The sequence below is a fragment of the Ralstonia sp. TCR112 genome (assembly GCF_007997035.1).
GTDB classification, from domain to species: Bacteria; Pseudomonadota; Gammaproteobacteria; order Burkholderiales; family Burkholderiaceae; genus Ralstonia; species Ralstonia edaphi.
Genome location: NZ_VOSS01000024.1, coordinates 1 through 23,457 on the forward strand (window position 1 = coordinate 1; position 23,457 = coordinate 23,457).

The 23,457-nt window shown below is 65.8% G+C and carries 20 protein-coding genes and 2 pseudogenes; 4 read left to right on the top strand and 18 right to left on the bottom strand.

The annotated features are described in order from the left end of the window. The 4 genes and pseudogenes from FUT88_RS08450 to rsmA all read left to right on the top strand — a co-directional run. Nucleotides 1-2,428: LPS-assembly protein LptD (locus FUT88_RS08450; RefSeq protein ID WP_261797075.1), on the top strand; the 2,428-nt coding region annotated here is incomplete at its 5' end. Nucleotides 2,429-2,435: 7 nt separating this feature from the next. Then, nucleotides 2,436-3,922, top strand: a pseudogene (locus FUT88_RS08455) (peptidylprolyl isomerase). An 86-nt stretch (nucleotides 3,923-4,008) separates the two neighbouring features. Beyond that, the gene (gene pdxA, locus FUT88_RS08460) at nucleotides 4,009-5,025 is read left to right on the top strand and encodes a 4-hydroxythreonine-4-phosphate dehydrogenase PdxA (protein WP_147214593.1); all 1,017 of its coding nucleotides are present in this window, start codon (nucleotides 4,009-4,011) and stop codon (nucleotides 5,023-5,025) included. Nucleotides 5,026-5,056: 31 nt separating this feature from the next. Next, on the top strand, nucleotides 5,057-5,902 hold the full coding sequence (gene rsmA, locus FUT88_RS08465; protein ID WP_147214594.1) for a 16S rRNA (adenine(1518)-N(6)/adenine(1519)-N(6))-dimethyltransferase RsmA: 846 nt from the start codon (nucleotides 5,057-5,059) through the stop codon (nucleotides 5,900-5,902). Here rsmA and FUT88_RS08470 read toward each other — a convergent pair. From FUT88_RS08470 to FUT88_RS08550, 18 genes and pseudogenes are all read right to left on the bottom strand, one after another. Then, nucleotides 5,889-6,794: a DMT family transporter gene (locus FUT88_RS08470; RefSeq protein WP_147214595.1), complete on the bottom strand. Its 906-nt coding sequence runs from the start codon at nucleotides 6,792-6,794 to the stop codon at nucleotides 5,889-5,891. The two genes, rsmA and FUT88_RS08470, sit on opposite strands and share 14 nt — an antisense overlap. After that, nucleotides 6,778-7,185 carry a lactoylglutathione lyase gene (gene gloA / locus FUT88_RS08475; RefSeq protein WP_012761203.1) on the bottom strand — a complete coding sequence of 136 codons (408 nt, stop codon included), beginning with the start codon at nucleotides 7,183-7,185 and terminating at the stop codon, nucleotides 6,778-6,780. Before gloA ends, FUT88_RS08470 begins: the two co-directional genes overlap by 17 nt. A gap of 125 nt (nucleotides 7,186-7,310) precedes the next feature. Then, a complete protein-coding gene (locus tag FUT88_RS08480) occupies nucleotides 7,311-8,189 on the bottom strand; it encodes a M48 family metallopeptidase (RefSeq protein ID WP_147214596.1) in 879 nt (292 codons plus the stop codon). After that, nucleotides 8,186-8,938, bottom strand: coding sequence for a lysophospholipid acyltransferase family protein (locus FUT88_RS08485; protein ID WP_147214597.1), 753 nt, complete (start codon nucleotides 8,936-8,938; stop codon nucleotides 8,186-8,188). Before FUT88_RS08485 ends, FUT88_RS08480 begins: the two co-directional genes overlap by 4 nt. A gap of 11 nt (nucleotides 8,939-8,949) precedes the next feature. Continuing rightward, nucleotides 8,950-9,528, bottom strand: a complete 579-nt coding sequence (gene gmhB, locus FUT88_RS08490; RefSeq protein WP_147214598.1) for a D-glycero-beta-D-manno-heptose 1,7-bisphosphate 7-phosphatase — start codon at nucleotides 9,526-9,528, stop codon at nucleotides 8,950-8,952. A gap of 31 nt (nucleotides 9,529-9,559) precedes the next feature. Beyond that, on the bottom strand, nucleotides 9,560-11,653 hold the full coding sequence (glyS, locus tag FUT88_RS08495; RefSeq protein WP_147214599.1) for a glycine--tRNA ligase subunit beta: 2,094 nt from the start codon (nucleotides 11,651-11,653) through the stop codon (nucleotides 9,560-9,562). 86 nt (nucleotides 11,654-11,739) lie between these two features. Next, a complete protein-coding gene (locus FUT88_RS08500; protein ID WP_147214600.1) occupies nucleotides 11,740-12,399 on the bottom strand; it encodes a hypothetical protein in 660 nt (219 codons plus the stop codon). Next, complete coding sequence (gene glyQ / locus FUT88_RS08505) at nucleotides 12,396-13,382, bottom strand: glycine--tRNA ligase subunit alpha (protein ID WP_147214601.1); 987 nt, start codon at nucleotides 13,380-13,382, stop codon at nucleotides 12,396-12,398. Before glyQ ends, FUT88_RS08500 begins: the two co-directional genes overlap by 4 nt. Nucleotides 13,383-13,558: 176 nt before the next feature. Then, nucleotides 13,559-15,070 carry an apolipoprotein N-acyltransferase gene (gene lnt / locus FUT88_RS08510; protein WP_147214616.1) on the bottom strand — a complete coding sequence of 504 codons (1,512 nt, stop codon included), beginning with the start codon at nucleotides 15,068-15,070 and terminating at the stop codon, nucleotides 13,559-13,561. A gap of 64 nt (nucleotides 15,071-15,134) precedes the next feature. After that, nucleotides 15,135-16,028 (bottom strand): HlyC/CorC family transporter, encoded by an 894-nt coding sequence (locus tag FUT88_RS08515; RefSeq protein ID WP_147214602.1) that lies wholly within the window; start codon nucleotides 16,026-16,028, stop codon nucleotides 15,135-15,137. 162 nt (nucleotides 16,029-16,190) lie between these two features. After that, nucleotides 16,191-17,264, bottom strand: coding sequence for a hypothetical protein (locus tag FUT88_RS08520; protein ID WP_147214603.1), 1,074 nt, complete (start codon nucleotides 17,262-17,264; stop codon nucleotides 16,191-16,193). Nucleotides 17,265-17,636: 372 nt separating this feature from the next. Continuing rightward, entirely contained in the window at nucleotides 17,637-18,449 is an 813-nt protein-coding gene (ybeY, locus tag FUT88_RS08525) for an rRNA maturation RNase YbeY (RefSeq protein ID WP_147214604.1), read from the bottom strand. A gap of 12 nt (nucleotides 18,450-18,461) precedes the next feature. Further along, on the bottom strand, nucleotides 18,462-19,454 hold the full coding sequence (locus FUT88_RS08530) for a PhoH family protein (protein WP_147214605.1): 993 nt from the start codon (nucleotides 19,452-19,454) through the stop codon (nucleotides 18,462-18,464). A 21-nt stretch (nucleotides 19,455-19,475) separates the two neighbouring features. After that, the gene (gene miaB, locus FUT88_RS08535; RefSeq protein WP_027678172.1) at nucleotides 19,476-20,846 is read right to left on the bottom strand and encodes a tRNA (N6-isopentenyl adenosine(37)-C2)-methylthiotransferase MiaB; all 1,371 of its coding nucleotides are present in this window, start codon (nucleotides 20,844-20,846) and stop codon (nucleotides 19,476-19,478) included. A gap of 52 nt (nucleotides 20,847-20,898) precedes the next feature. Beyond that, the gene (locus tag FUT88_RS08540; RefSeq protein ID WP_012761215.1) at nucleotides 20,899-21,312 is read right to left on the bottom strand and encodes a hypothetical protein; all 414 of its coding nucleotides are present in this window, start codon (nucleotides 21,310-21,312) and stop codon (nucleotides 20,899-20,901) included. A gap of 90 nt (nucleotides 21,313-21,402) precedes the next feature. Then, entirely contained in the window at nucleotides 21,403-22,209 is an 807-nt protein-coding gene (locus tag FUT88_RS08545; protein WP_261797076.1) for an NAD(P)/FAD-dependent oxidoreductase, read from the bottom strand. A gap of 92 nt (nucleotides 22,210-22,301) precedes the next feature. After that, nucleotides 22,302-22,400: pseudogene (locus tag FUT88_RS26600) on the bottom strand (NAD(P)-binding protein); the annotation flags it as partial. 139 nt (nucleotides 22,401-22,539) lie between these two features. After that, complete coding sequence (locus FUT88_RS08550; protein ID WP_147214606.1) at nucleotides 22,540-23,448, bottom strand: OmpW/AlkL family protein; 909 nt, start codon at nucleotides 23,446-23,448, stop codon at nucleotides 22,540-22,542. Nucleotides 23,449-23,457 lie beyond the last annotated feature (9 nt).

Genomic DNA, 23,457 nt, shown 5'->3' on the forward strand with positions numbered 1-23,457 from the left:
GACCGAACCGAACCGAGCCAGGAAAAACCGGCAGCGCGCCCCTGTTGCCGCGCCCGATCAGCGGCCCGCCAACCGGCGCGGCGCGCTGGCATTGCGCCCGCTGGTGTTCGCAGTGGCCGGTGTCTGGACGGCGACGTCCGCGGCGCAGAGCGCGGACACCACGCAAGCGACGGCGCCTGCTGCCACGCCGGCCTCCTCGGTGACGGCGCTGGCGACGTCCGGCCCGACCACGCCCGGCGGCAGCCCGCTGGTGCCCAAGATGGCCGAGCCCGTCCAGCGTCCCGACAACACTGTCCCCACCTTCACGGCGGCCGACAAGATGGACGGCCGCACCAACGAAGACATCCACCTGCGCGGAAATGGCGAACTGCGCCGCAACGGTTCAGTGCTGAAGGGCGACACGCTCGATTACAACCAGGACACCGACCTGGCCACGGCCACCGGCAACGTGCGGCTGTTCAAGGGCGGCACGCTCGTCACCGGCCCGGACGCCAAGCTCAAGGTCACCGCCAACGAAGGCACCATTAGCACGCCCACGTACGAGTTCCACACGACCGGCGGCCGCGGCACCGCAGACCGGATCGATTTCATCGACAAGGACAACAGCCGCATCACGCGCGGCACCTACACCACCTGCTCGCCCGACAACGTCGACTGGTACTTCAGCGCGAGCCGCATCGATATCGACAGCGACCGCCAGGTCGGCACCGGCCGCAACGGCGTGCTGCACTTCTTCGGCGTGCCGGTGTTTGCTGCGCCGGTCATGGACTTTCCGCTCAACGACGATCGGCGCAGCGGTTTCCTGGCTCCGGTGTTCGGCTACAACAGCCGCAGCGGGGCCGACGTCACGCTGCCGTACTACTTCAATCTCGCGCCGAACCGCGATCTGACGTTGTATCCCCGTCTGCTGACCCAGCGTGGCCTGCAGCTCGGCGCCGAGTACCGCTATCTCGATACGTCATACAGCGGCGTCCTGCGTGGCGAATTCCTGCCCGATGACCGCGACGCCGGTCGTAGCCGCTGGTCGATTTCGGCGGTACACACGCAGCGCCTGGCACCTGGCCTGACCGGCTACATTAACTACAACAAGGTTTCCGACAACACCTACCCCGATGACCTGGGCCGCAGCATCGTCACGGCGACGCAGCGTCAGTACACCCAGGAAGGCGGTGTCACCTACTCGTTCGGCGACTGGGTGGCGTTGGCGCGTGTGCAGAAATTCCAGACGTTGTCGACCGCCACAACGCCACTGACAGCACCGTATGAGCGCCTGCCGCAGTTGAGCCTGACCTATAACAAGTACGACCTTGGCGGCTTTGACATCAATTTCCTGACCGATTACACCCGGTTCTCGATCCCGACGGCCAATACTGTCCAGGGCGAGCGGCTGTTCATGCAGCCGACGATCAGCTACCCGATCGTCCGCCCCGGCTGGTACGTCACGCCAAAGTTCATTCTCAACACCACTGCATACCGTCTGGACCGCCCGGCCGGCGATACGCAGGACACGCAGATCAATCGCACGTTGCCCACGTTCTCGCTCGATTCGGGCATGACGTTCGAGCGCGATGCGCCGCTGGTCTCCAAACTGTTTGGCGTGAGCTACATCCAGACGCTGGAGCCGCGCGTGTTCTACGTGTACACGCCGTATCGTGACCAGTCGCAGATTCCTCTGTTCGATACCGGCCAGTCGGACTACAACCTCGGCCAGATCTTTACCGAGAACCCGTACACCGGTTACGACCGCATTGCCGACAACAACAAGGTGACGGCAGGTGTGACCACGCGTTTTATCGAGGCCGAATCAGGCATCGAGCGCTTGCGCGCAACGATCGCACAGCGCATCGATCTCGAAGGCCAGCGCGTGACGCTGGCGGGCGCGGCCCCCACGTCGGTGCGTCGCTATTCGGACCTTCTGGGCGCGACCACGATCCAGATGTTCCGCGGCATCTTTTTCGATACGAACCTTCAGTACAATCAGGACATCGATCGCATCATGCGCTCGACTGTCGCGTTCAGCTGGAAGCCGGAAGCCAACAAGGTGATCAACCTAGGCTATCGCTATTACCGGCAAGACGCGAATACCGGTCAGCTGCCGCTGGAACAGGCCGATATCTCAACGCAGTGGCCGATTACCCGGCGCCTCTACGGCCTGGGTCGCATTGGTTACGACCTGGATGCGCGCAAGCCGTCGGATATGCTGCTTGGCCTCGAGTATGTGGCGGACTGCTGGGTCGGTCGACTGGCGGTGCAGCGCTACAGCAATGCAGTTTCGGGCTATACGACGCATATCTTTGCCCAGATCGAATTCAAGGGTTTGTCGAAGGTGGGGAACAATCCGATCGACGTGATTCGCCTGAACGTGCCCGGCTACCAGCCGGTGAGCGCACAGCCGATCACGCCGTCCGTGCTGGATCAATATGAATAACGACATCATGGCTTTCCAATCGACCGCTTTCGCCACGCGTGTGGCTCCTCTGGGCCGCTTGCGGGTTGCCACCGGCGTGCTGGTTGCGCTGCTGGCAGGGACCACGCTGTCGACCGCCGTCCACGCGCAGCAGGCGCCATCGGCAAAGAAGACCGCACCGGTGCGCGGCATCTTCGCCAACCCAGGTTCGTCGCCGAGCCAGCCGTTGCTGCAGGGCACGCTGCCCGAGCCGACGGCGCCGGGCGCGCCGCGCAGCCAACTCGTCGACGAGGTGGTGGCTGTGGTCAACACCGACGTCATCACGCGCCGCGAACTGCTCAACCGCGCCGACCTGGTCGAACGCACGTTCCGTGCGCAGAACCGTCCGCTGCCGCCGCGTGCGGATCTGCTCGGTGAAGTGCTTGAGCAGCTGATCCTGGAGCGTGTGCAGGCGCAGACCGCCAAGGAAAGCGGCATCCGCGTGTCCGACGCCGATGTGGACCGTGCCGTGGAAAGCGTGGCCCAGCGCAACAAACTGTCCGTGCCGCAGCTCAAGAGCAAGCTGAAGGACGCCGGCATGACGTACGACAAGTACCGCGACGACCTGCGCCAGGAAATCCTGCTGGCGCGCCTGCGCGAGCGCGAGGTCGACTCGAAGGTGCAGGTCTACGACGGTGAGATCGACAACTATCTGGCGCAGCAGGGCGGCGGCACGGCCCCGGCCGGCGAGCAGCAGTACAACGTCGCGCAGATTCTCGTGCCGGTTGCAGAAGGCGCCACGGATGCCGAGAAGGCCGCCGCGCGCAGCAAGGCCGAAAGCCTGCTCAAGCAAGCGCAAGGCGGTGCGGATTTCGCGAAGCTCGCGCGCGACAATTCCGGCGCGCAGGATGCATCGCAAGGCGGTGAGCTTGGGCTGCGGCCGATCGGTCGCTGCCGGCTGTGTTCGCCAACGCCGTGGTCGACCTGAAGGCCGGCCAGGTGGCGAGCCAAGTGGTCGAAAGCCCGGCAGGTTTCCACGTGATCAAGCTGTTGGAAAAGCGCGCACCGAGCACCGCGATTGCCGCCAAGGTGCAGCAGACGCAAGTGCGCCACATCCTAATCAAGACCGGTCCGACGATGTCGGCGGACGACGCGCGCCGCCAGTTGACGGGCCTGCGTGATCGTATCGTCCACGGCTATGACTTTGGCGATGCAGCACGCCGGTATTCGCAAGACGGTTCGGCCGGTGCGGGTGGCGAGCTGGGCTGGGTGTCGCCCGGCCAGCTGGTGCCGGAATTCGAGCAGGCGATGAACCAGCTCAAGCCGGGCGATGTGTCGCAGCCGGTGCAGAGCCAGTTCGGCGTGCATTTGATCCAGGTGGAAGGCCGCCGCGAGGCAGAAGTGTCGGGAGACCGCGAGCGCGACTACGCACGCTCGGTGATTCGCGAGCAGAAGGTCCAGGCCGCCTATGAAGACTGGTTGCGTGAGTTGCGCGATTCGGCACACGTGGAGTACCGCGTGAACCGTCAGCAGTAAGCTACGGACATCCGCATCGCTCACGGCCGCCTGCGGGCGGCGTGGCATTTCTAGACCGACCGGAAATCATCGCAGGAAAGCGCTGCATGCTGAACATTGCCATTACCACCGGCGAACCTGCTGGTATCGGCCCCGACATCACCGTGGCTGCGCTGCTGCATCTGGCGCGGCAGGCGTCGCCGCGTTACGCCGATGTGCAGTGGCATGTGATGGGCGATGCGGCATTGCTGCAGGCGCGCGCAGACGCGATCGGGCAGGGCGATTTCTGGCGCGTTGTCTCTACGGCGCTGACTGTCGTGGCGCGCCCGCTGGGTGCGCCCGTGCGCGCCGGCGTGCTTGATGCCGCCAACGGCCGCTATGTGCTGGACCTGCTCGATGCAGCCATCGACGGCTGCCTGATCGGCACGGCAAACGGCATCCGTTACGACGCGATGGTCACGGCGCCGGTGCAGAAGAGCACGATCAACGACGCCGGTGTGCCGTTTACCGGCCACACGGAGTATCTGGCCGAGCGCAGCCACACGCCGCGCGTGGTCATGATGCTGGCTGGTCCGCAGCCGGCGCACGACAACGCCATGCTGCGTGTTGCGCTGGCGACGACGCATTTGCCGCTGCGCGAGGTGCCGGACGCCATCACGCCCACGGTGCTCGACGAAACGCTCGACATCGTGCAGCGCGATCTGCGTATGCGGTTTGGCTTGCCCGCACCGCGTATTCTCGTGACGGGGTTGAATCCGCATGCGGGCGAATCCGGCCATCTGGGCCGCGAAGAGATCGAGGTGATCGAGCCGGCCATCGCGCGTGCGCGTGCGCGTGGGATCGATGCACGCGGTCCGTATCCGGCCGATACGCTGTTCCAGCCGCGCCTGTTGGCCGATGCCGATTGCGTGCTGGCGATGTACCACGATCAGGGTTTGGCGCCGCTCAAGTACGGCACGTTCGGCCATGGCGTCAACATCACGCTGGGCTTGCCGTTCGTGCGCACGTCGGTGGATCACGGTACGGCGTTGGACCTGGCGGGCACGGGCCGCGCCGAGTTCGGCAGCATGATCGAGGCGATCGATACCGCCATCGCCATGGCGCGGCACACGGCGCGTTCCTGAGTTTCTTCACCTTTTCGATTTCGAGTTCGCAATGGCACGATCCACGACCGGCGTTCACCAAGGGCACCAGGCCCGCAAGCGCTTCGGCCAGAACTTCCTGGTCGATGACGGCGTGATCCACGCCATCGTCGCCGCCATCGATCCGAAGCCCGATGATGTGCTCGTCGAGATCGGCCCGGGCCTGGGCGCGCTCACGGTGCCGCTGATGGAGCGCGTGCGCACGCTACAGGTGGTCGAGCTGGATCGTGACCTCGTCGCACGCTTGCAGAAGCGTTTCGGCGATCGGCTCATCGTGCATGCAGGCGATGCGCTGGCGTTCGATTTCGGTTCGCTGCTGGAGGCCGGCCGGCCGCTGCGTATCGTCGGCAACCTGCCGTACAACATCTCCAGCCCGCTGCTGTTTCACCTCGCCACGTTCGCCGACCGCGTGCGCGATCAGCATTTCATGCTGCAGAAAGAAGTGGTCGACCGCATGGTGGCCGCGCCGGGCAGCAAGGCGTTCAGCCGGCTCTCGGTGATGCTGCAGGTGCGCTATTACATGGAGCTGGTGCTGGACGTGCCGCCGGGCTCGTTCAACCCGCCGCCCAAGGTGGATTCGGCGGTGGTGCGGATGATTCCGTGGCCGGCCGATAAGTCGCCGTATGCGCCGGTCGACATGCGCGCGCTGGGCACGGTGGTGACGATGGCGTTTTCGCAGCGGCGCAAGGTGCTGCGCAACACCCTCGGCGCACTGCGCGATGTGATTGATTTCGAGGCGCTTGGCTTTGACCTGGGCCGCCGCGCAGAAGAAGTGCCGGTGGAAGACTTCGTGGCCGTGGCGAACGCGCTGCCGGCCAGCCGCATCGCCGGCACCGTTTCCGACCTCAGCGAAGATTGACGAGCAGGATGCCCGACAGCACGAGCGTTGCCGCCAGCGCAAACCGCAGGCCCACCGGCTCGTGCAACAGCAGCACGCCAAACGCCACGCCAAACAGCGGCGTCAGGAACGAGAACACGGACAACCGCGACGCCAGGTAACGGCGCAGCAGCCAGAACCACGTCAGGTAACTGGCAAACGCAATCAGCACGGACTGGTAGGCGAGGCTGGCCAGCGCGGTCGGTGTGAGGTTCGCGGTAAAGGCCTGGCCAGTGCCGGCGGCCATCAACAGCAGCAGCACGGCCGAGACGGCCAGTTGGTACAGCAACGTCTTCGCCGCCGGTGCTTCGGAAAGCTTGCTTGCCCGCACGACGATGGTCGTCGCGCCCCACAGCGCGCCGGCCACCACGCCAAGCGCGTCGCCCAATGACGTCGATGGCCCGGCCGCCGGGTGCAGGACGCCGTCGGCGAACGCCAGCACGATCCCCGCAAATGCAATGCCGATTCCGGCCCACTGGCGCGGCCGCAGGTGCTCGCCGGGCACAAAGAAGTGCAGACCGAGTGCGGTGAAGATCGGCGCGGTGTAGAGAAACACCGCCATGCGCGACGCAGTGGTGTAGCTCAGCCCGATGAAGATACACAGGAACTCGACGCCGAACAGCACGCCGGCCATGAGGCCACCAGTCAGCGTGCCATCGCGCAACGACAGGCACGTGCCGCGCCAGAGCGCAAACGCGAACACCAGGACCGACGCGATGGCCGAGCGGACACCGGCCTGCATGACGGGGCCCACGTCATGGGCGGCCACCTTGATGGCGACCTGCTGAAAGCCCCAGCACATGCACAGCACCACCATCAGCCCGATGGCGGTGCCGTCCAGCGGCCGCCGGATCGCGTCAGTGGCGGTTGCCATCGGGCATCGAGCGTGCCTGGATCAGCTCGATCTTGTAGCCGTCCGGATCTTCCACAAACGCGATGATGGTGCTGCCGCCCTTGACCGGGCCGGCCTCACGCGTGACTTTGCCGCCGGCGTTGCGGATCTGGTCGCAGGCCTGCGCGGCATTGTCGACCTCGATGGCCAAGTGCCCAAATGCCGTGCCGAGTTCGTATTCGCTCACGCCGTAGTTGTAGGTCAGTTCGATGACTGTGTTGCCGGCTTCCGGGCCGTAGCCGACGAACGCCAGCGAATATTTGTATTCGGGGTTGTCGCTGGTGCGCAGCAGCTGCATGCCGAGCACCTTGGTGTAGAAGTCGATCGAGCGCTGCAAGTCGCCAACGCGCAGCATGGTGTGGAGCATTCGCATGGGGTTTCCTTCCTGGAGAACTGCGGGGAAGGCGATATTGTAGGAGGGTGTGGCGGAGCGTGCAGGACAGGCGTTTTCTGCCACCGACGCATCCGCCGCCGCCGCCGCCGCGTCGGCAGGGCGAATCAGAATGCCGGCAAGTATTCCGGCGGATGCGAGCGCAGTTGCTCCCGCGCCTCACGAAACTCGGGAAAGATCGACTCCACGGTGTCCCAGAAGCGCGGGCTGTGGTTCATCTCCTTGAGATGCGCCAGTTCATGAGCGACCACGTAGTCGATCAAGCTCAGCGGGAAGTGGACGAGGCGCCAGTTCAGACGGATCTTGCCGTCGGCGGTGCAGCTTCCCCAGCGCGTGGCGGCGGAGGACAGCGCATACGCGCTATGCCGCACGCCCAGGCGCTCGGCATACACCTCAAGGCGTTCGCCGAAGAGGCGTCGAGCCTGCGTCTGCAGCCAGCCTTGCACGCGGTCCTTGATCTGCTGCTCGGTGGTGGTGGGCGGCAGGCCCAGGTGCAGCACGCTGGTGTCGGCATCGAACATCAATGCGCCGATGGGCGATTCCAGCTTGAGCGTGATCGTCTTGCCGAGGAAGGGGAGCGCGGCGCCGTCCTGCCACTCCATCGGCGGCAGCATGCGGCGTGCGGCGCTCGTGCGCCACTCGGCCAGCTTGGCGAAGATCCACTTCTGCTTTTCGGCGATGGCGTGTTCGATCTCGGCAAGCGTCACCCAGCGCGGTGCCGTGATCGACAGGCCGCGGTCGTCGATGACAAAGCCGATGGTGCGCCGCGACGAACGCTTGAGGTTATAGATCAGCGCGCGCTCGCCCAGCGTCAGGCGGCGCTGGTTGGGGCCGAGCGGTGCGGTGGAAAAATCGACTGTGGGCGGAGCGAGGAGGGACGCGTCAGGCGGCTGCGATGGCGACGGGGCTTCGGGCGCGAGCAGCGGCAGCTCGAGCTGGACGCTGTCGGCGGTGGTGGGCGAAGTCGGTGGGCGCAGCAGTTTCATGCGTGCTCGCGGTAGCTATCGGCGTCGATTCTACGCATTTCTGCTTCGATCCACGCTTCGACTTCGCGATTGAGTTCGTCGCTGGTCTTGCCGTCCGTGGAGATGGCCGGACCGACCGACAGCGTAATCAGGCCCGGATGCTTCAGGAACGAGTTGCGAGGCCACACGCGGCCGGAGTTGTGAGCGATGGGGATGACCCATGCGCCGGTGTCCACCGCGAAGCGCGCACCGCCGCTCTTGTAGCGCGGCTTCGGGTCGCCCGAGCGCGTGCGGGTGCCTTCCGGGAACATGATCACCCATGCGCCCTCGGCCATGCGTTCCTTGCCCTGGCGGGCGACCGAGGCAAACGCGTTGGCGCCGTCCTTGCGATTGATGTGCACCATTTTCAGCATGCCCAGCGCCCAGCCGAAGAAGGGCACATACAGCAGCTCACGCTTGAATACGTAGCACAGCGGCCTCGGCATGGTCGCCACAAAGGCCATGGTTTCCCATGCCGACTGATGCTTGGAGAGCAGCACCACGCGCTTGTTGGTCGCGACGGCTTCTTCGATGTGTTCCCAGCCCTGGTATTGCCAGCGAATGCCAAGCAGCCAGCGCGCCATCCAGATAGCGGATTTGGTCCAGCCCGACACCATCCAGAACCGGCGGGCCGGATTCATGAACGGGAACACGATGAAGCAAGCCACCGCGTAGATCGGCGTCCAGACGATCAGGAAAACCAGGTACAGCAGCGAACGGATAAAAGTCATTGGGGGCGAATTCAAGGGGCACGCGTGGGCATGCCCTGGGGCGCGGGGGACAACAGCGCACGCGCAAACGCGCGCAGGTCCTCGTGAATCTGGGTGCCCGGGGGCAGGTTGCCGGCATCGCGGGTCTTGGCGCCCTTGCCGGTCAATACGAGGTGAGGAACAGCGCCGACTTCCACGCCGGCTTGCAGGTCGCGCAGCGAGTCACCGACCACCGGCACGCCCGTCAGGTCCATGTCGAAGCGGCGCGCAATCTCGCGCAGCATGCCCGACTTGGGTTTGCGGCAGTCGCACGCATCGGCGGCGGTGTGCGGGCAGAAGAAGACGGCATCGACGCGTCCGCCGTAGGTGGCAAGCGCCTTGTACATCTTCTCGTGCATGGCGTTGAGCGCCGCGGCCTCGAACAGGCCGCGTCCGATGCCCGACTGATTGGTCGCCACCACCACCTGGTAGCCGGCCTGGTTCAGTTCGGCAATGGCTTCGAGGCTGCCGTCCAGGGCGATCCACTCGTCGGGCGACTTGATGAACTGGTCGCTGTCGCGGTTGATGACGCCATCGCGGTCGAGAATCACCAGTTTGGGAACGTGGGGCATGGTGGGCTCCGGACGGTGCTTGGGGTGCCGATCAGGCGGCCAGCTTGGAGATGTCCGCCACGCGGTTCATCAGTCCGTGCAGTTCAGCCAGCAGTGCCAGGCGGTTGTCGCGCAGCGCGGTGTCGTCGGCCATCACCATCACGCCGTCGAAGAAGGTGTCGACCGCTTCGCGCAGGCTGGCCAGCGTCTTCAGCGCGGTGGTGAAATCGCCCCGTGCGAAGGCATCGTGCACCTGCGGCTCGGACGACGCCACGGCCTGATGCAGCGCGCGCTCGGCGTCTTCCTTGAGCAGTTGCGGCTGCACTGCGCCAATCGCTGCGTCCGTCTTCTTCAGGATGTTGGTGATGCGCTTGTTGGCGGCGGCCAACGCTTCGGCTTGCGGCAGGGCCGCGAAGGCACGCACGGCGTCGAGGCGCGCGACGATGTCGTCCAGGCGCTGCGGGCGCTGGCTGACCACGGCTTCCACCTCGTTGGTGCTGTAGCCCTTGTCCTTCAGGTAGCCGCGCAGGCGGTCGTAGAGGAAGTCCGTGATGGCAGCCAGGTCCGGCTTGACGGCGGCGATGCCATCGAAGCTGGCGGCGGCAATCTGCAGCGCATCGTCAATCGTGAGCGCGAGCGGCTTCTCGATCAGCATGCGCAGGATGCCCAGCGCGTGGCGGCGCAGCGCGAACGGGTCTTTCTCACCGGTGGGTTGCAGACCGATGCCCCAGATACCGACCAGCGTTTCCAGCTTGTCGGCCAGCGCCACCACGGTACCGGTGGCGGTGCTGGGAAGCGCGTCGCCGGCAAAGCGCGGTTGGTAGTGTTCGGAGCAGGCCAGCGCCACGTCGTCGGGCTCGCCGTCGTGGCGGGCGTAGTACGTGCCCATCGTGCCTTGCAGCTCGGGGAACTCGCCCACCATGTCGGTCAGCAGATCGGCCTTGGCCAGGAGCGCGCCGCGCGAGGCGTGGGCAACATCCGCACCGAGCTTCTCCGCCAGTTGCCCCGCGATGGCCTGCAGGCGCGACACACGCTCAAGCTGCGTGCCGATCTTGTTGTGATAGACCACACGCGATAGCAGCGGCACGCGGTCGGCCAGCGGCTTTTTCTTATCCTGCTCGAAGAAGAAGCGGGCGTCGGCCAGGCGCGGACGCACCACGCGCTCATTGCCTTGAATGATGGCCTCGGGTGTGCTCGTGGCGATGTTCGAGACGATCAGGAAGCGGTTGCGCAGATGGCCCTGTGCATCGGTCAGCGCAAAGTACTTCTGATTGGTCTGCATGGTCAGGATCAGGCACTCCTGCGGCACTGCGAGGAACGCTTCCTCGAAATGGCAGGGGTAGACCACGGGCCACTCCACCAGCGCGTTCACCTCGTCGAGCAGCGCTTCGGGCATGACCACCGTATCGGCGCCGGCCGTCTTGAGCAGCTCGGCGCGGATGGCTTCCTTGCGCTTGCCGTAGCCGGCGATGACCTTGCCCTGCGATTCCAGCGTGCTGGCATACGAGGTAGCGTCTTTGATGACGATTTCGCCGGCCGACAGGAAACGGTGGCCCAGCGTCACGTTGCCGGCTTGCAGGCCGAATGCGCTGACGGGGATGACTTCGCTGTCGAGCAGGGCGATCAGCTTGTGCGCCGGGCGCACGAACTGCACGTTATCGCCGTTCGGGCGCTGATACGTCATCACCTTCGGAATCGGCAGATTGGCGATGGTCTGCGTCAGTGCAGTCTGCAGGCCGTCGGCCAGCACGGCGCCGCGCGCGGTATAGCGATAGAACAGCGCTTCAGCCTTGCCGTCAGGCGCGCGTTCGAGCGATTCGGGGGCGATGGCCTCCACGCCCACGGTCTTGGCCAGCGCAGCCAGCTTCTTGACGAGCGGCGCGGCGGGCTTGCCCTCAGCATCGAAGGCGATGGTGACGGGGAGGACCTTCTCGCGCAATTCGCGGTCGGGCGCGGTGCGGCGTACGCCGGTGATCGATGCAGCCAGGCGGCGCGGCGTGGCGAAGCCTTCCACGGCGGCGCCTTCTTCGAGCAGGCCTTGCGCCGACAGACCGTCAAACAGGCCGCGCGCAAACGCCTCGCCCAGGCGGGCCAGCGCCTTGGGCGGCAGTTCTTCGGTCAGCAGTTCGATCAGGAGGGTGGACATAGCGTTTGAATCGGTGACGTCGTTGTTCTGCGCCGCGTGGTGTTCAGATCAGATGCGGCGATACGTTGTTTGGTTCGGTTCAGTGATCAGCAGGGCGAGCCGGGCACGGGCTCCACGCCCGAGAGCAGCCACACGCCGTTCTGCTGCTGGAATTGCAATTGCGTGCCGGCGCACTGGCCCGGCGGCGGAGGCGGTGCAATCGGGGCGGGCGTGGTTCCGGGCGCGGCGGCATCACGGCGCAGGAACCGCGCAGACAACAAGCCGCGTCGCGCGTCGTAGCGCACCTCTTGCAGCGTGCCCGACACGTTGAATTCCAAGCGGCTCGGCAACTGCCCGGCGGAGCGGAACACGCGCGCACGGCGCTGTGCCTTGGCGCCCGTGCCTTGCCACTCCACCCACGTGAGCGGGAAGCGCAGGGCCGTCGCATAGGTGCGCAGCGGCACGCGATGCCAGCCGAGGTCACGCGCGCCGGACAGGTCGCAGGCCATCGTGCGCACCAGGCTCGTCCATTGATCGAGCGACGGCGGAGGCGGCGTCCACGCCGCGCTCAGCGCTTGCTGCAGCGGCTTGGAATCGGCCACGCAAAGCTGCGTCAAAGTGTTGGGCACGACAAAAACCTTCTCCGTCGATGCGGCCTTGGACGTGCGATGCCGTGCCGCTTGCGCAACGCTCGCCGGAAGCGCCAGCGCGGCGATGGACGCTGCCGTCAGCAGCGCCAGGCCACGCCGTGCTCGGTTGGCCGTCATGCGGCCTCCGTGGTCTTGGCGGCGGCCGCGGTCGTGCCGCACATCGGGAAACCGAGGCGTTCGCGCGAATCGTAGTAAGCCTGCGCGACCAGGCGCGACAGGTTGCGGATGCGGCCGATGTAGGCCGCGCGCTCCGTCACCGAAATCGCGCCGCGCGCGTCCAGCAGGTTGAAGGTGTGTCCGGCCTTGAGCACTTGCTCGTAGGCGGGCAGGGCCAGTTGCACGACAGGTGCGTCGCCCTCGGCCGCGGCTTCGCCTTCTGCACGCACGCCCATCAGGCGCTTGGCTTCGGCTTCGTGCTCGGCAAAGCGGCGGAACAGCACGGTCGTGTCGGCCTGCTCGAAGTTGTAGGTCGATTGCTCGACTTCGTTCTGGTGATAGACGTCGCCGTAGGTCAGGCGGCGCTTCACGGGGCCGTTCGGGCCCGGCTCTTCCCACTCGGTCCAGACCAGGTCGTAGATGTTCTCGACCTGCTGCAGGTACATCGCCAGGCGCTCGATGCCGTAGGTGATCTCCCCGGTCACGGGCTTGCAGTCCAGGCCGCCGACTTGCTGGAAGTACGTGAATTGCGTCACTTCCATGCCGTTGAGCCAGACCTCCCAGCCCAGGCCCCAGGCGCCGAGCGTGGGGTTCTCCCAGTCGTCTTCCACAAAGCGGACGTCGTTCTGCTTCAGGTCCAGGCCCAGCGCTTCCAGCGAACCGAGGTACAGGTCGAGGATGTTTTCCGGCGCCGGCTTGAGCACCACCTGGTACTGGTAGTAATGCTGCAGGCGGTTCGGGTTCTCGCCGTAGCGGCCGTCCTTGGGGCGGCGCGACGGTTGCACGTAGGCGGCACGCCACGGCTCGGGGCCGATCGCGCGCAGGAAGGTGTGCACATGCGACGTGCCGGCGCCGACTTCAAGGTCGATCGGTTGCAGCAGGGCGCAGCCCTGGGCGTCCCAGTACGACTGCAGCTTGAGGATGAGTTGCTGGAAGGTGAGCATGGTGGTACCCGTTGGTCCGCGGCGGCACGGAACGATGCGTTGCGCCGCGCGACGGTGGAATGCAGCGGCGGGCACGGGAAGCGCCTGGCTCCCTGCCCGCCGTAAAACGTTGAATTTTAGCGTTTTTTGTCAGCGACTCCGGAAAGTGGCTCGAAAGCCCTCCGGGCGCTGAACGATCAATCCGCCGAAGCCCGACGGCGGCGCACAAATGCCACCAGCAGAACCAGCGCGCCCAGGCCCAGCGCGGGCGCGTTGCCGGCCCGCACGAACGGCGTCAGGCCTTGCGTGCCTTGCACGTCAGCCTGCAGCGTGCCGAGCGTGAAGACCGGCAGGCGCGCCTGAACGCTGCCGTCCGGCCGCACCACGGCGGTCGCGCCGGTGTTGGTGGCACGCAGCATCGGCCGGCCCGTTTCCAGCGCGCGCATGCGTGAGATCTGCAGGTGCTGGTCCAGCGCAATCGTGTCGCCAAACCACGCCAGGTTCGTCACGTTGGCGAGCATCGTGGCGGGCTGGTCTGCATGCCGCAGCGATGCGGCAATTTCCTCGCCGAACAAATCCTCGTAGCAGATGTTGGGCGCGACACGCTGGTCGGCCACCGCCATGGGCGGCTGCACGGGCAGGCCGCGTCGGAAGTCGCCCAGCGGCATGTTCATCATGTTGACGAACCAGTGGAAACCGAAGGGGATGAACTCGCCGAAGGGCACGAGATGGTGCTTGTTGTAGCGGTATACGCCCTGGAATTGCGGGCCGACGCCGAACACGCTGTTGGTGTAATCGACGCGCGAGTCCTCGCTGGCGGCGCCAAACAGCACGCTGGAACCGGTGGTATCCACATAGGTCCGGATGGCCAGCGCGATCTCCTGCGGCATCTCCTGAATCATGATCGGGAAGGCTGTCTCGGGCGTGATCACGAGTTGCGCGGGCTTCTCGGTGACCATCTTCGTGTACAGCTCCAGCGAGCGCTCGATGCCGGTCTGCTGAAACTTCACGTCCTGCGGCACATTGCCCTGCAGAAGGCGCACGGAGATCGGCTTGCCCACCGCCTGCGTCCACGCAATGCCGTGCAGCGGCCAGCCGGCCACCAGCACAACCGCACCGGCGATGCCCGCCAGCCAATGCAGTCGGCGCTCGGCTGCGACGCACAGCAGGCCGGCCAGCACGGCGGCGATCAGCACGATGCCGTAGACGCCCACCAGCGGCGCGTAGCCGGCCAGCGGGCCATCGGTATGCGCGTAGCCGCCGTTGATCCAGGGGAAGCCCGTCCAGACCGTGCCGCGCAGCCATTCCGTGACGGCCCATGCCGCGCCGAATACCAGCGCGGATGCGGTACCGGACCACCGCCCGCGTCTCGTGAGCCACTGCCATGCCCACACCGCCAGCGCCGGATGCAGCGCCAGGTACCCGGCAAACAGCAGCACCGCCAGCGCGGCCATCCATGCCGGCATGTCGCCGTAGACGTGCATGCTGATATAGAGCCACCAGACGCCCGACAGGAACCAGCCGAGCCCGAAGGCGTAGCCAACGTACGCCGCATCACGCAGGCGCGGCGCCCGCTGTACGAGCGCAGCCAGCCCCGTCAGCGAGAGGATCTGCAGCCACCACCAGTGGTTCGGCGCGAACGACAGCGTATGCATGACGCCGAGCAACGCTGCCAGCGGCATCGCAAAACGCAACCGCGCGAGCGGCACAGCTTGGGCATCCTGCCGACGGGACGGTGCGGCAGGGGAAGAGAACTGAGCGGGCACGGAGGGATCAGGCGGGGTGAGAACCAGAGGTGTCGGCCGTGGCATTGCCGCCAGCCGACGCGGTGAGGCGGCGCACGAGCAGCACCTGCACCTGGCGCGCATCGGCGCGCAGCACGTCGAATTGCAGGGTGCCCATGACGATCTTCTCGCCGCGGTGCGGCACGCGGCCCAGGTGGTTGGACAGCAGCCCGCCCACGGTATCGACGTCTTCGTCGGAGAAATGCGTGCCGAAGGCTTCGTTGAACTGGCTGATTTCGGTCAGCCCGCGCACGCGCATGTGGCCATCGGCGGTCGGCAGGATGTTGTCTTCTTCCTGGTCGAAGTCGTATTCGTCCTCGATGTCACCGACGATCTGCTCCAGCACGTCTTCGATGGTGATGAGGCCCGCCACGCCGCCGTATTCGTCAACGACGATGGCGATGTGGTTGCGGTTGACGCGGAAGTCGCGCAACAGCACGTTCAGTCGCTTGGATTCGGGGATGAACACGGCCGGGCGCAGCATGTCGCGCACGTCGAAGCCTTCGTCAGTGTAGAAGCGCAGCAGATCCTTGGCGAGCAGGATGCCGATGATGTTGTCGCGGCTGCCTTCGTAGACGGGGAAGCGCGAATGCGCGGCTTCCTGCACAAACGGGATGAATTCTGACGGCGCGTCGGCGATGTTCAGCGCATCCATCTGCGCGCGCGGGATCATGATGTCGCGCGCACACAGGTCTGAGACCTGGAAGACGCCTTCGATCATCGACAGGGAGTCGGCGTCGATCAGGCTGCGCGCATGGGCGTCTTGGAGGATTTCGAGCAGCTCGGCCCGCGATTCGGGCTCGGGCGAGATGAGGTCGGTCAGGCGTTCCAGCAGCGAGCGGGGTTTGTCGGCTGGCTTCGGACTGGGATACGGATCATTCATGGCGCGGTCGCGCGTCGTTAAACATCGGGCCAGCATACACCAAAAGCCCTGCCGTCCCGATGACGGGGGGTGGCCGCCCGGCCCCCAGAAGTGGTGTCTATTTCACTTCGGGAGGCCGGGTTCGGGCGCGTAGAGACGAACGATCTGCCGAGGGGGAAGCGGTCAGTCGTGTCCGCCTTCGCCGCCGCGTTGCTGGCCGTTGCCGTGCGCGTTGCTGCCTTCGTTGCCTGGGTGATTGCCGTTCTGGCGCCAGTCGCCCTCGTCGTGACGATGATGCCGGCTGTGCCCGCCTGACTCGTCGCCGCGATCGTGGTTGTCTCCGTGGTCGCCCTCACCGCCGCGGTCGTGGTCGCCTCGGTGGTTGCCGCTTCCACGGTGGTTGTGATCGCCGCCGTGGTGTCCGTCACCGCCGTGGTCGTGATCGCCTCCGTGGTGCCCGTCACCGCCGTGGTCGTGATCATGGTGGTGCCCGTGATGGTGACCGCCTCCGTGGCAGCTTCCGCACGGCGATGGAACAGGCGATGGGCTCGGCGTTGGCGTCGGGGCGGGTGTCGGCGTTGGACTCGGAGTCGGGCTCGGCGATGGAGCCGGCGATGGGCTGGGCCCGGGGCTCGGTGCTGGCGTGGGGCCGGGGCTGGGGCTGGGCGACGCGCCGGGTGCGGGTGCCGGTGTCGGTGTCGGGCTGGGCTTGGACGGCTGCGTGTTGTTCCCGCTCGGTGGCGGCACGTCGTTGTTGCTCGTCGGTGTTGTTGCCGCCGATGCCGGTGCCGGGTCTGCGGGACGCGAATTGCTGTGATACCGGCCCAACGTGCTTGCGCCGCCGTAGGCTGTCCAACGTCCGGCGATTTCCATGTCGACACCGGCGAGCCAGTGGTCGCCTGTGGCCCCGACGCCCACCAGCGCCTTGCTGCTCGCAAAGTCGTAACCGCCGCCGATGAGTGCCTGCACGCTCGTGCTGCCGACGACTGCCTGCACGCGCGGCCGGATGGTGCCTTGCGCGATCATCAGGTTCACCTCGGCGCCCACCACGTTGTTGCTGTCAGAGATGTTGACGGTTCGGCAGCCGACCACGGCGCCCGGATGCCACGCACCGTCGAATACGACGACGATGCCCGCATAGCACGATTGCTTGTGATCAGCGTGCGCAATGCGCGGCGTGACCGCGAGCGCCGTGCCGACACCCACGCCAAAGAGCAGCGTGGCCCACGGAATGCTGTCCATGAAGCGTTGACGCATGATGACCTCCCCGCGGTGGCCTTGCCCGTCTGTGCGCGGGTTGGCCGATGGCGCTCGTTTGCGCCGATTTTGTGAAGCGCGCTCGAGCGGCGGCTTATGCGTGGAGGATAGGAATCGCTACGGCAAAACCCATGCGCCATACGGAGAGCGGCGAGGGTGCCGGATGGCCGACGGCCCGTGCGATGTGTGTGAGCGATTCGAACGGCGCGAGCCTGCGCCAAATGGCGGAGGAAAGCTTGTAAACCGTTGTCAGGACTGGATTGACGTCAACGTGAGGTGATTCACCGTTGAAACAGCATGCTGCAAGAATGGAACATGCAAAAGCAAAACGCCGGCGCGGGGCCGGCGTTTGATCATCAAGCGCTTGGCGCTTTAACGATCTGCGTACGGATCGGCAAAACCGAGGTCGCCGAGGATCTGCGTTTCGATGCCTTCCATTTCCTTCGCGTCGGCCGGGTCTTCGTGGTCGTAGCCCTGGGCATGCAGCGCGCCGTGCACGATCAGATGCGCGTAATGCGCGAGCAGCGGCTTCTTCTGTTCCTTCGCCTCTTTCTCGATCACCGGGCAGCACAGCACGATGTCGGCCGAGACCGGGTCTTCCGCATTCTCTGCGTAAGAGAAGGTCAGCACGTTGGTGGCGTAGTCCTTGCCGCGATAGGTGCGGTTGAGCGTGCGGCCTTCTTCTTCGCCGACAAAGCGCACATTGAGCTGCGCATCGGCAAACAGCGCGGGAGCAATCCAGCCTTCGATGTCGCGTTCGTTCGGCAGCGCCTTGCGAGCGGCAGCCTTGAGTTCATCGCCGTACTGCACCGTCAGGTCGAGCGTGAGCATCTCGGCGCCGGCGGTGTCGTCATCGAAGGCTTCTTCCGTGGAGTCGGCCAATTCGGCAGGCTGGGTTTCGATGCGCAACGTGATGCTGTCGTGGTGCTCGGGGCGCAGCGAGAGCATGGCGTGCATGTCGGCGTCGGCGTGTTCGGCAACCAGCGTGATCGGCCCATCTACGGTATTCGGCAGACCGAGGATCAGGCTGCGGCCATCGGCAAAGGCGATGCGCACGGCGCTTGCATCCACCGTCTTGGGTTTGCCTTGGGCGTCGAACACGTCGACGCGCGGGCCGAACGACTCGGCGGCCGCGGCCTGGGTTTTTTTGGTTTTTGCTTTGGTATCGGTTTTTGCTTTAGCCACGTTCAGGCGTCCTTATGCATCTTTATGCTGGGCATGGAATTCGTCATAGGCCTCGACGATGCGCGCCACCAGCGGGTGCCGCACCACGTCGACGCTGGTGAAGCGCGTCATCGCCACGCCGCGCACGTCACGCAGCACGTGCTGCGCTTCGATCAGGCCGCTCTTCTGGCCGCGCGGCAGATCGATCTGCGTGGTGTCGCCGGTGATCACCGCCTTGGAGCCGAAGCCGATGCGCGTGAGGAACATCTTCATCTGTTCCGGCGTGGTGTTCTGGGCTTCGTCCAGGATGATGAAGGCGTGATTGAGCGTGCGCCCGCGCATGTAGGCCAGCGGCGCGATCTCGATCATCTGGCGCTCGAACATCTTCTGCGTCTTGTCGAAGCCGAGCAGGTCGTACAGCGCGTCGTACAGCGGACGCAGGTACGGGTCGACCTTTTGCGCAAGATCGCCGGGCAGGAAGCCCAGGCGTTCGCCGGCTTCCACGGCCGGGCGCGTCAGCACGATGCGCTTGATGGCGTCGCGCTCCAGCGCGTCCACGGCGCAGGCCACGGCCAGATACGTCTTGCCCGTGCCGGCGGGGCCGATGCCGAACGACAGGTCGTGCGAGAGGATGTTGCGCAGATACGCGCGCTGCATCGGCGTGCGGCCATGCAGATCGGTGCGCCGCGTATGCAGCACGGGCGACAGATCATTGCCGTCCGGCTCGTCGGCGCTCGATTCCGGCAGGTAGGCCCCGTGTGCGGCCACCTGGCGGGTTTCCACCAGGCCGAGCTGGATGTCGTCCACCGACAGCGACTCACGCGCGGCGTTGTAGAACGTTTCCAATGCGTTGGCCGCGCCCTGCGCGTTGGCGCCGCGCACGGTGAACTTGCTGCCGCGCCGGTTGATGGTCACGTCCAGCGCCTGTTCGATCTGGCGCAGGTTTTCGTCCAGCGGACCGCACAGGTTCTGCAGGCGCGTGTTGTCGTTCTTGGGCGCCGTGAATTCTGCGATGGTTGGTTTCATCAAATCGGGTTGTGTCGATGATCAGTGAGTCGTGCTGGCCGTGCGCTGTTCCGCCACTTCGCCACGCAGCGAATGCGGGAAGGCGTGCACGATGCGCACGTCCAGCATCTGGCCGATCAGCTGGTCGCGGCGCGCCTGCGGCAGATCGGGCAGCGCGAAGTTGACGACGCGGTTGTTCTCGGTGCGGCCGTGCAGTTCGGTCGGATCCTTGCGCGACGGGCCTTCCACCAGAATGCGTTGCACGCTGCCGACCATGCCCTGGCTGATGCGTGCCACGTTCTCTTCGATGGTCGCCTGCAAATGTTTCAGGCGTTCGAGCTTGACGGCCTGCGGCGTATCGTCGGGCAGGTTGGCCGCCGGCGTGCCGGGGCGCGGGCTGTAGATGAAGCTGAACGAGGTGTCGTAGCCGATCTCGTGGATCAGGTCCATCGTCTTGGCGAAGTCGGCATCGGTCTCGCCCGGAAAGCCGACGATGAAGTCGGTGGCGATCGAGATGTTCGGCCGGATCGCGCGCAGCTTGCGGATGCTGCTCTTGTATTCGAGCACCGTGTAGCCGCGCTTCATCGCCATCAGGATGCGGTCGGAGCCGTGCTGCACGGGCAGGTGCAGGTGGTCGACGAGCTTCGGGTTGGTGGCATAGGCCTCGATCAGGCGCGAGGAGAATTCCTTCGGGTGGCTGGTCGTGTAGCGGATGCGCTCGATGCCCGGAATCTCGGCCACGTATTCGAGCAGGAGCGCGAAATCCGCACGCTCGCTCGTATCGCCCATCTTGCCGATGTACGCGTTGACGTTCTGGCCCAGCAGCGTGACTTCGCGCACGCCCTGTTCGGCCAGGCCGGCCACTTCGGCCAGCACGTCGTCGAACGGGCGCGAGACCTCTTCGCCGCGCGTGTAGGGCACCACGCAGTAGCTGCAGTATTTCGAGCAGCCTTCCATGATCGACACGAAGGCGCTGGCGCCGTCCACGCGCGCGGGCGGCAGGTGGTCGAACTTCTCGATCTCGGGGAAGGACACGTCGACCTGCGAACGGCCCGTGCGGCGGCGCGCTGCGATGAGGTCGGGCAGGCGGTGCAGCGTCTGCGGGCCGAACACGACATCCACGTAAGGAGCGCGCGCCACGATGGATGCGCCTTCCTGGCTGGCCACGCAGCCGCCCACGCCGACCACGAGGTCCGGCTTGAGCGCCTTGAGTGCCTTCACGCGGCCGAGTTCGGAGAACACTTTCTCCTGCGCCTTCTCGCGCACGGAGCAGGTGTTGAAGAGGATCACGTCCGCGTCTTCGGGCGTGTCGGTGGGGACGAGACCTTCGGCTGCGTTGAGCACGTCGGACATCTTGTCCGAGTCGTACTCGTTCATCTGGCAGCCGTAGGTTTTGATGAAGACTTTTTTCATGTGCCGTTCACAGTGGTTGACCTGGGGGCACGTGCTTCGTGGGGCGTTCTGACTACTGGGACTGCGCTTGCGCCTGACTTTGTGCGGCCACCGCAGCCTTGTAGTCGTCATCGCTGACAACCCAGGCGGTCAGCAACTGCTGATACAGGTCGAGCTGATAGCGCACCTTGAACGTCTGGCCGACCACCGAACCCGGCGGCAGCAGCCGCCCATCCAGTGACAGGATCCGCACGCCCGGGGCAAAGCGGATATCGGCGCTGCTGCTTCCGAAACCCAACAGCAGGATGCGGACGATGCCGGTGCTGCCGGTACTCAGCGTGCCGGTATTGGCCGAATTGACGGTCAATTGGGCCGCCGGGGCCGTCGCCGGAATGTTGCGCAGGACTTGCGCATGAGACAGCAACGGCGCCGATGCTGCAGCAACGGCAGCAAAGGCGAGGGCGAGGACTTGGCGTCGGGTGCGCATGGCGTCGTCAGGAGAAAGCCACCGCCGGGTGAGCGACCCGGCACACGAAACACGAGACAACCCGATATTGTAACGTTCCGGGCAGAACTCTTATAGCGCTTCGGCAATCTTGGCGGCCAGCGCGACGCCGCTCAGGAACGCGGCTTCCACGCGCGGGCCTTCGCACCAATCGCCGCAGGCGCCCAGGCGAGCGGCGGCGTCCCAGTGGCAGGGCATGCCGGCAGACTGCTCGACCAGCGCGTGCGGCCACAGGTGCGCGGCCATCAGGTCGGGCTCCGGCGTACCGGGGAAGGCTTCGGCAAAGCGGGCGTGCATGGCATGCAGCACCTGTTCCGGCGTGTCGTGGGCATGCGCAGCCGACCAGCCCGGTGACGCATGTACCACCCAGGATTCATCGACCATGACGCGGCCCGGCTTGGTGTTGTCGCGGGCGGCCCAGGCCAGCATGTCGTCGTCGATGCGGATGCCGTCATACGGCAAGCCGAGCGGTTGCGCAAAGCCCATCATGAGCGCCCAGCACGGGGCGTAGTGCACCGGGGCGATGGTCTCCTGCAGCGATATCGGCGTAGCGCCATGAAACAGCGCCGGCAATTCGGGCGCGGGCAGGGCCAGGGCGATGATGTCGGCGTGCGCGGTGTCCGTGCCGTTGCGCTCGATCGTCCAGCGCCGGCCATCGTGCGCAACACGCGTGACGGCGTGGCCGAGGCGCACGTCCAGCGGCGCCGCCAGGCTGCGCACCAGCGCGCCCATACCCGGCAGGCCGACGTAGCGGGCTTCGTCGCGCGAATCAGCTTGCAGGGCGCCGGCCGTGCGATGGCCCCAGCGCGCCGGCCAGGGCAGCACCGAGCCCTGGCGCCCAGCAGCATCCACTGCGCGGCGGAAGGCCTCGCTGCGCACGTTGAACGACTGCGCACCGTGGTCGAACGCATATGCCGGCGCGACTCGGGCAGCACCTTGGTGGCCAGCCGCCCCCCGACACCGCCGGCACGTTCGTAGACCGTGGTGGCAATGCCTTCAGCGGCAAGCGCGTTGGCACAGGCAACGCCGGCAATGCCGGCTCCGACGATGGCGATGGAAGGCTGGCTCATGGATGTGAGGTGGGTGCGGGGCAAGGAGTCGGGAAATCGGCGCGCAAATCGACGCGTAACAGTCCGCCATGATATCGGGTCGCGCCCCAATGAAAAACGCACCCGAAGGTGGCGTTTTGCGATGGAGCAATTCAGCGGCTTAGAACTTGTAGCCCACAGCCAGCCCGAACACGATCGGGTCGACCTTGATATCGGTCTTGTTGACTGCCAGCACCTGGCCTTGCTGGCTGCGGATCGTGATGGTGGAGGTCGTCTTCAGCGGCAGGTACGACACCGTGCCGATGGCGGTCCAGTTCTTGGCGAACTCATACGACACGCCCACGTTGGCGACGGGCGTCCACGAGCTGGAGGTCTCCGCCGTCACCTTGGCCGGGCCCGTCGGCACTTGTCCCATGCCGAGCTGCAGCACCTGCCCCAGGTTTTGCAGCGCGTTCACGAAGTTCGAGTTCAGGCGCAGATTGGTGAAGAAGTTGTAGCTGACGCCCGCGCCGAGGAACGGGCGCAGCTTGCTTTCCTTGGTGCCGAAGTAGTACTGCGCGACGATCGCCGGGCTCCATTCACGCACGGTGGCGACCGGGTTGTTTTGCGGCAGGCCCAGGTTGATCAGCGTCAGCGGCCCGACCACCGGCACCGGTGCGATCACATTACCGCTGCCATACAGGTTGAATTTGGGTGGAACGCCGCCCACGAACGTGCCGGCGATGTTGTCGTTAAAGAAGTGCGTGAACGTGAGCGACAGCGTATTGGCGTTACTGACTTTCACGTCAGTTCCGGGCGACTGATAGGTGCCAAGGCCCAGCGCGCTGGTGGTGGTGGTCAGCGGCGTGGCGGAATCCATCGGGCGGATGTAGAACCAGCCCAGCGCCATGACGTTGCGGCCCCAGACGTAGTTGTCCATGAAGCCGCTGAAGCCGCCGCCGCTGCCATTGCTGGCGCTTGTGGCCACGTTGGCCTCCGCGGTGGATTGGGCGTGAGCCAGGGGGGCAGCAAGGGTGCTGGCAGCAGCGCAGGCAAGGGCTGCAGCAAGGCGGCGGGCAGTGCGGTTCATGTGGTTGTC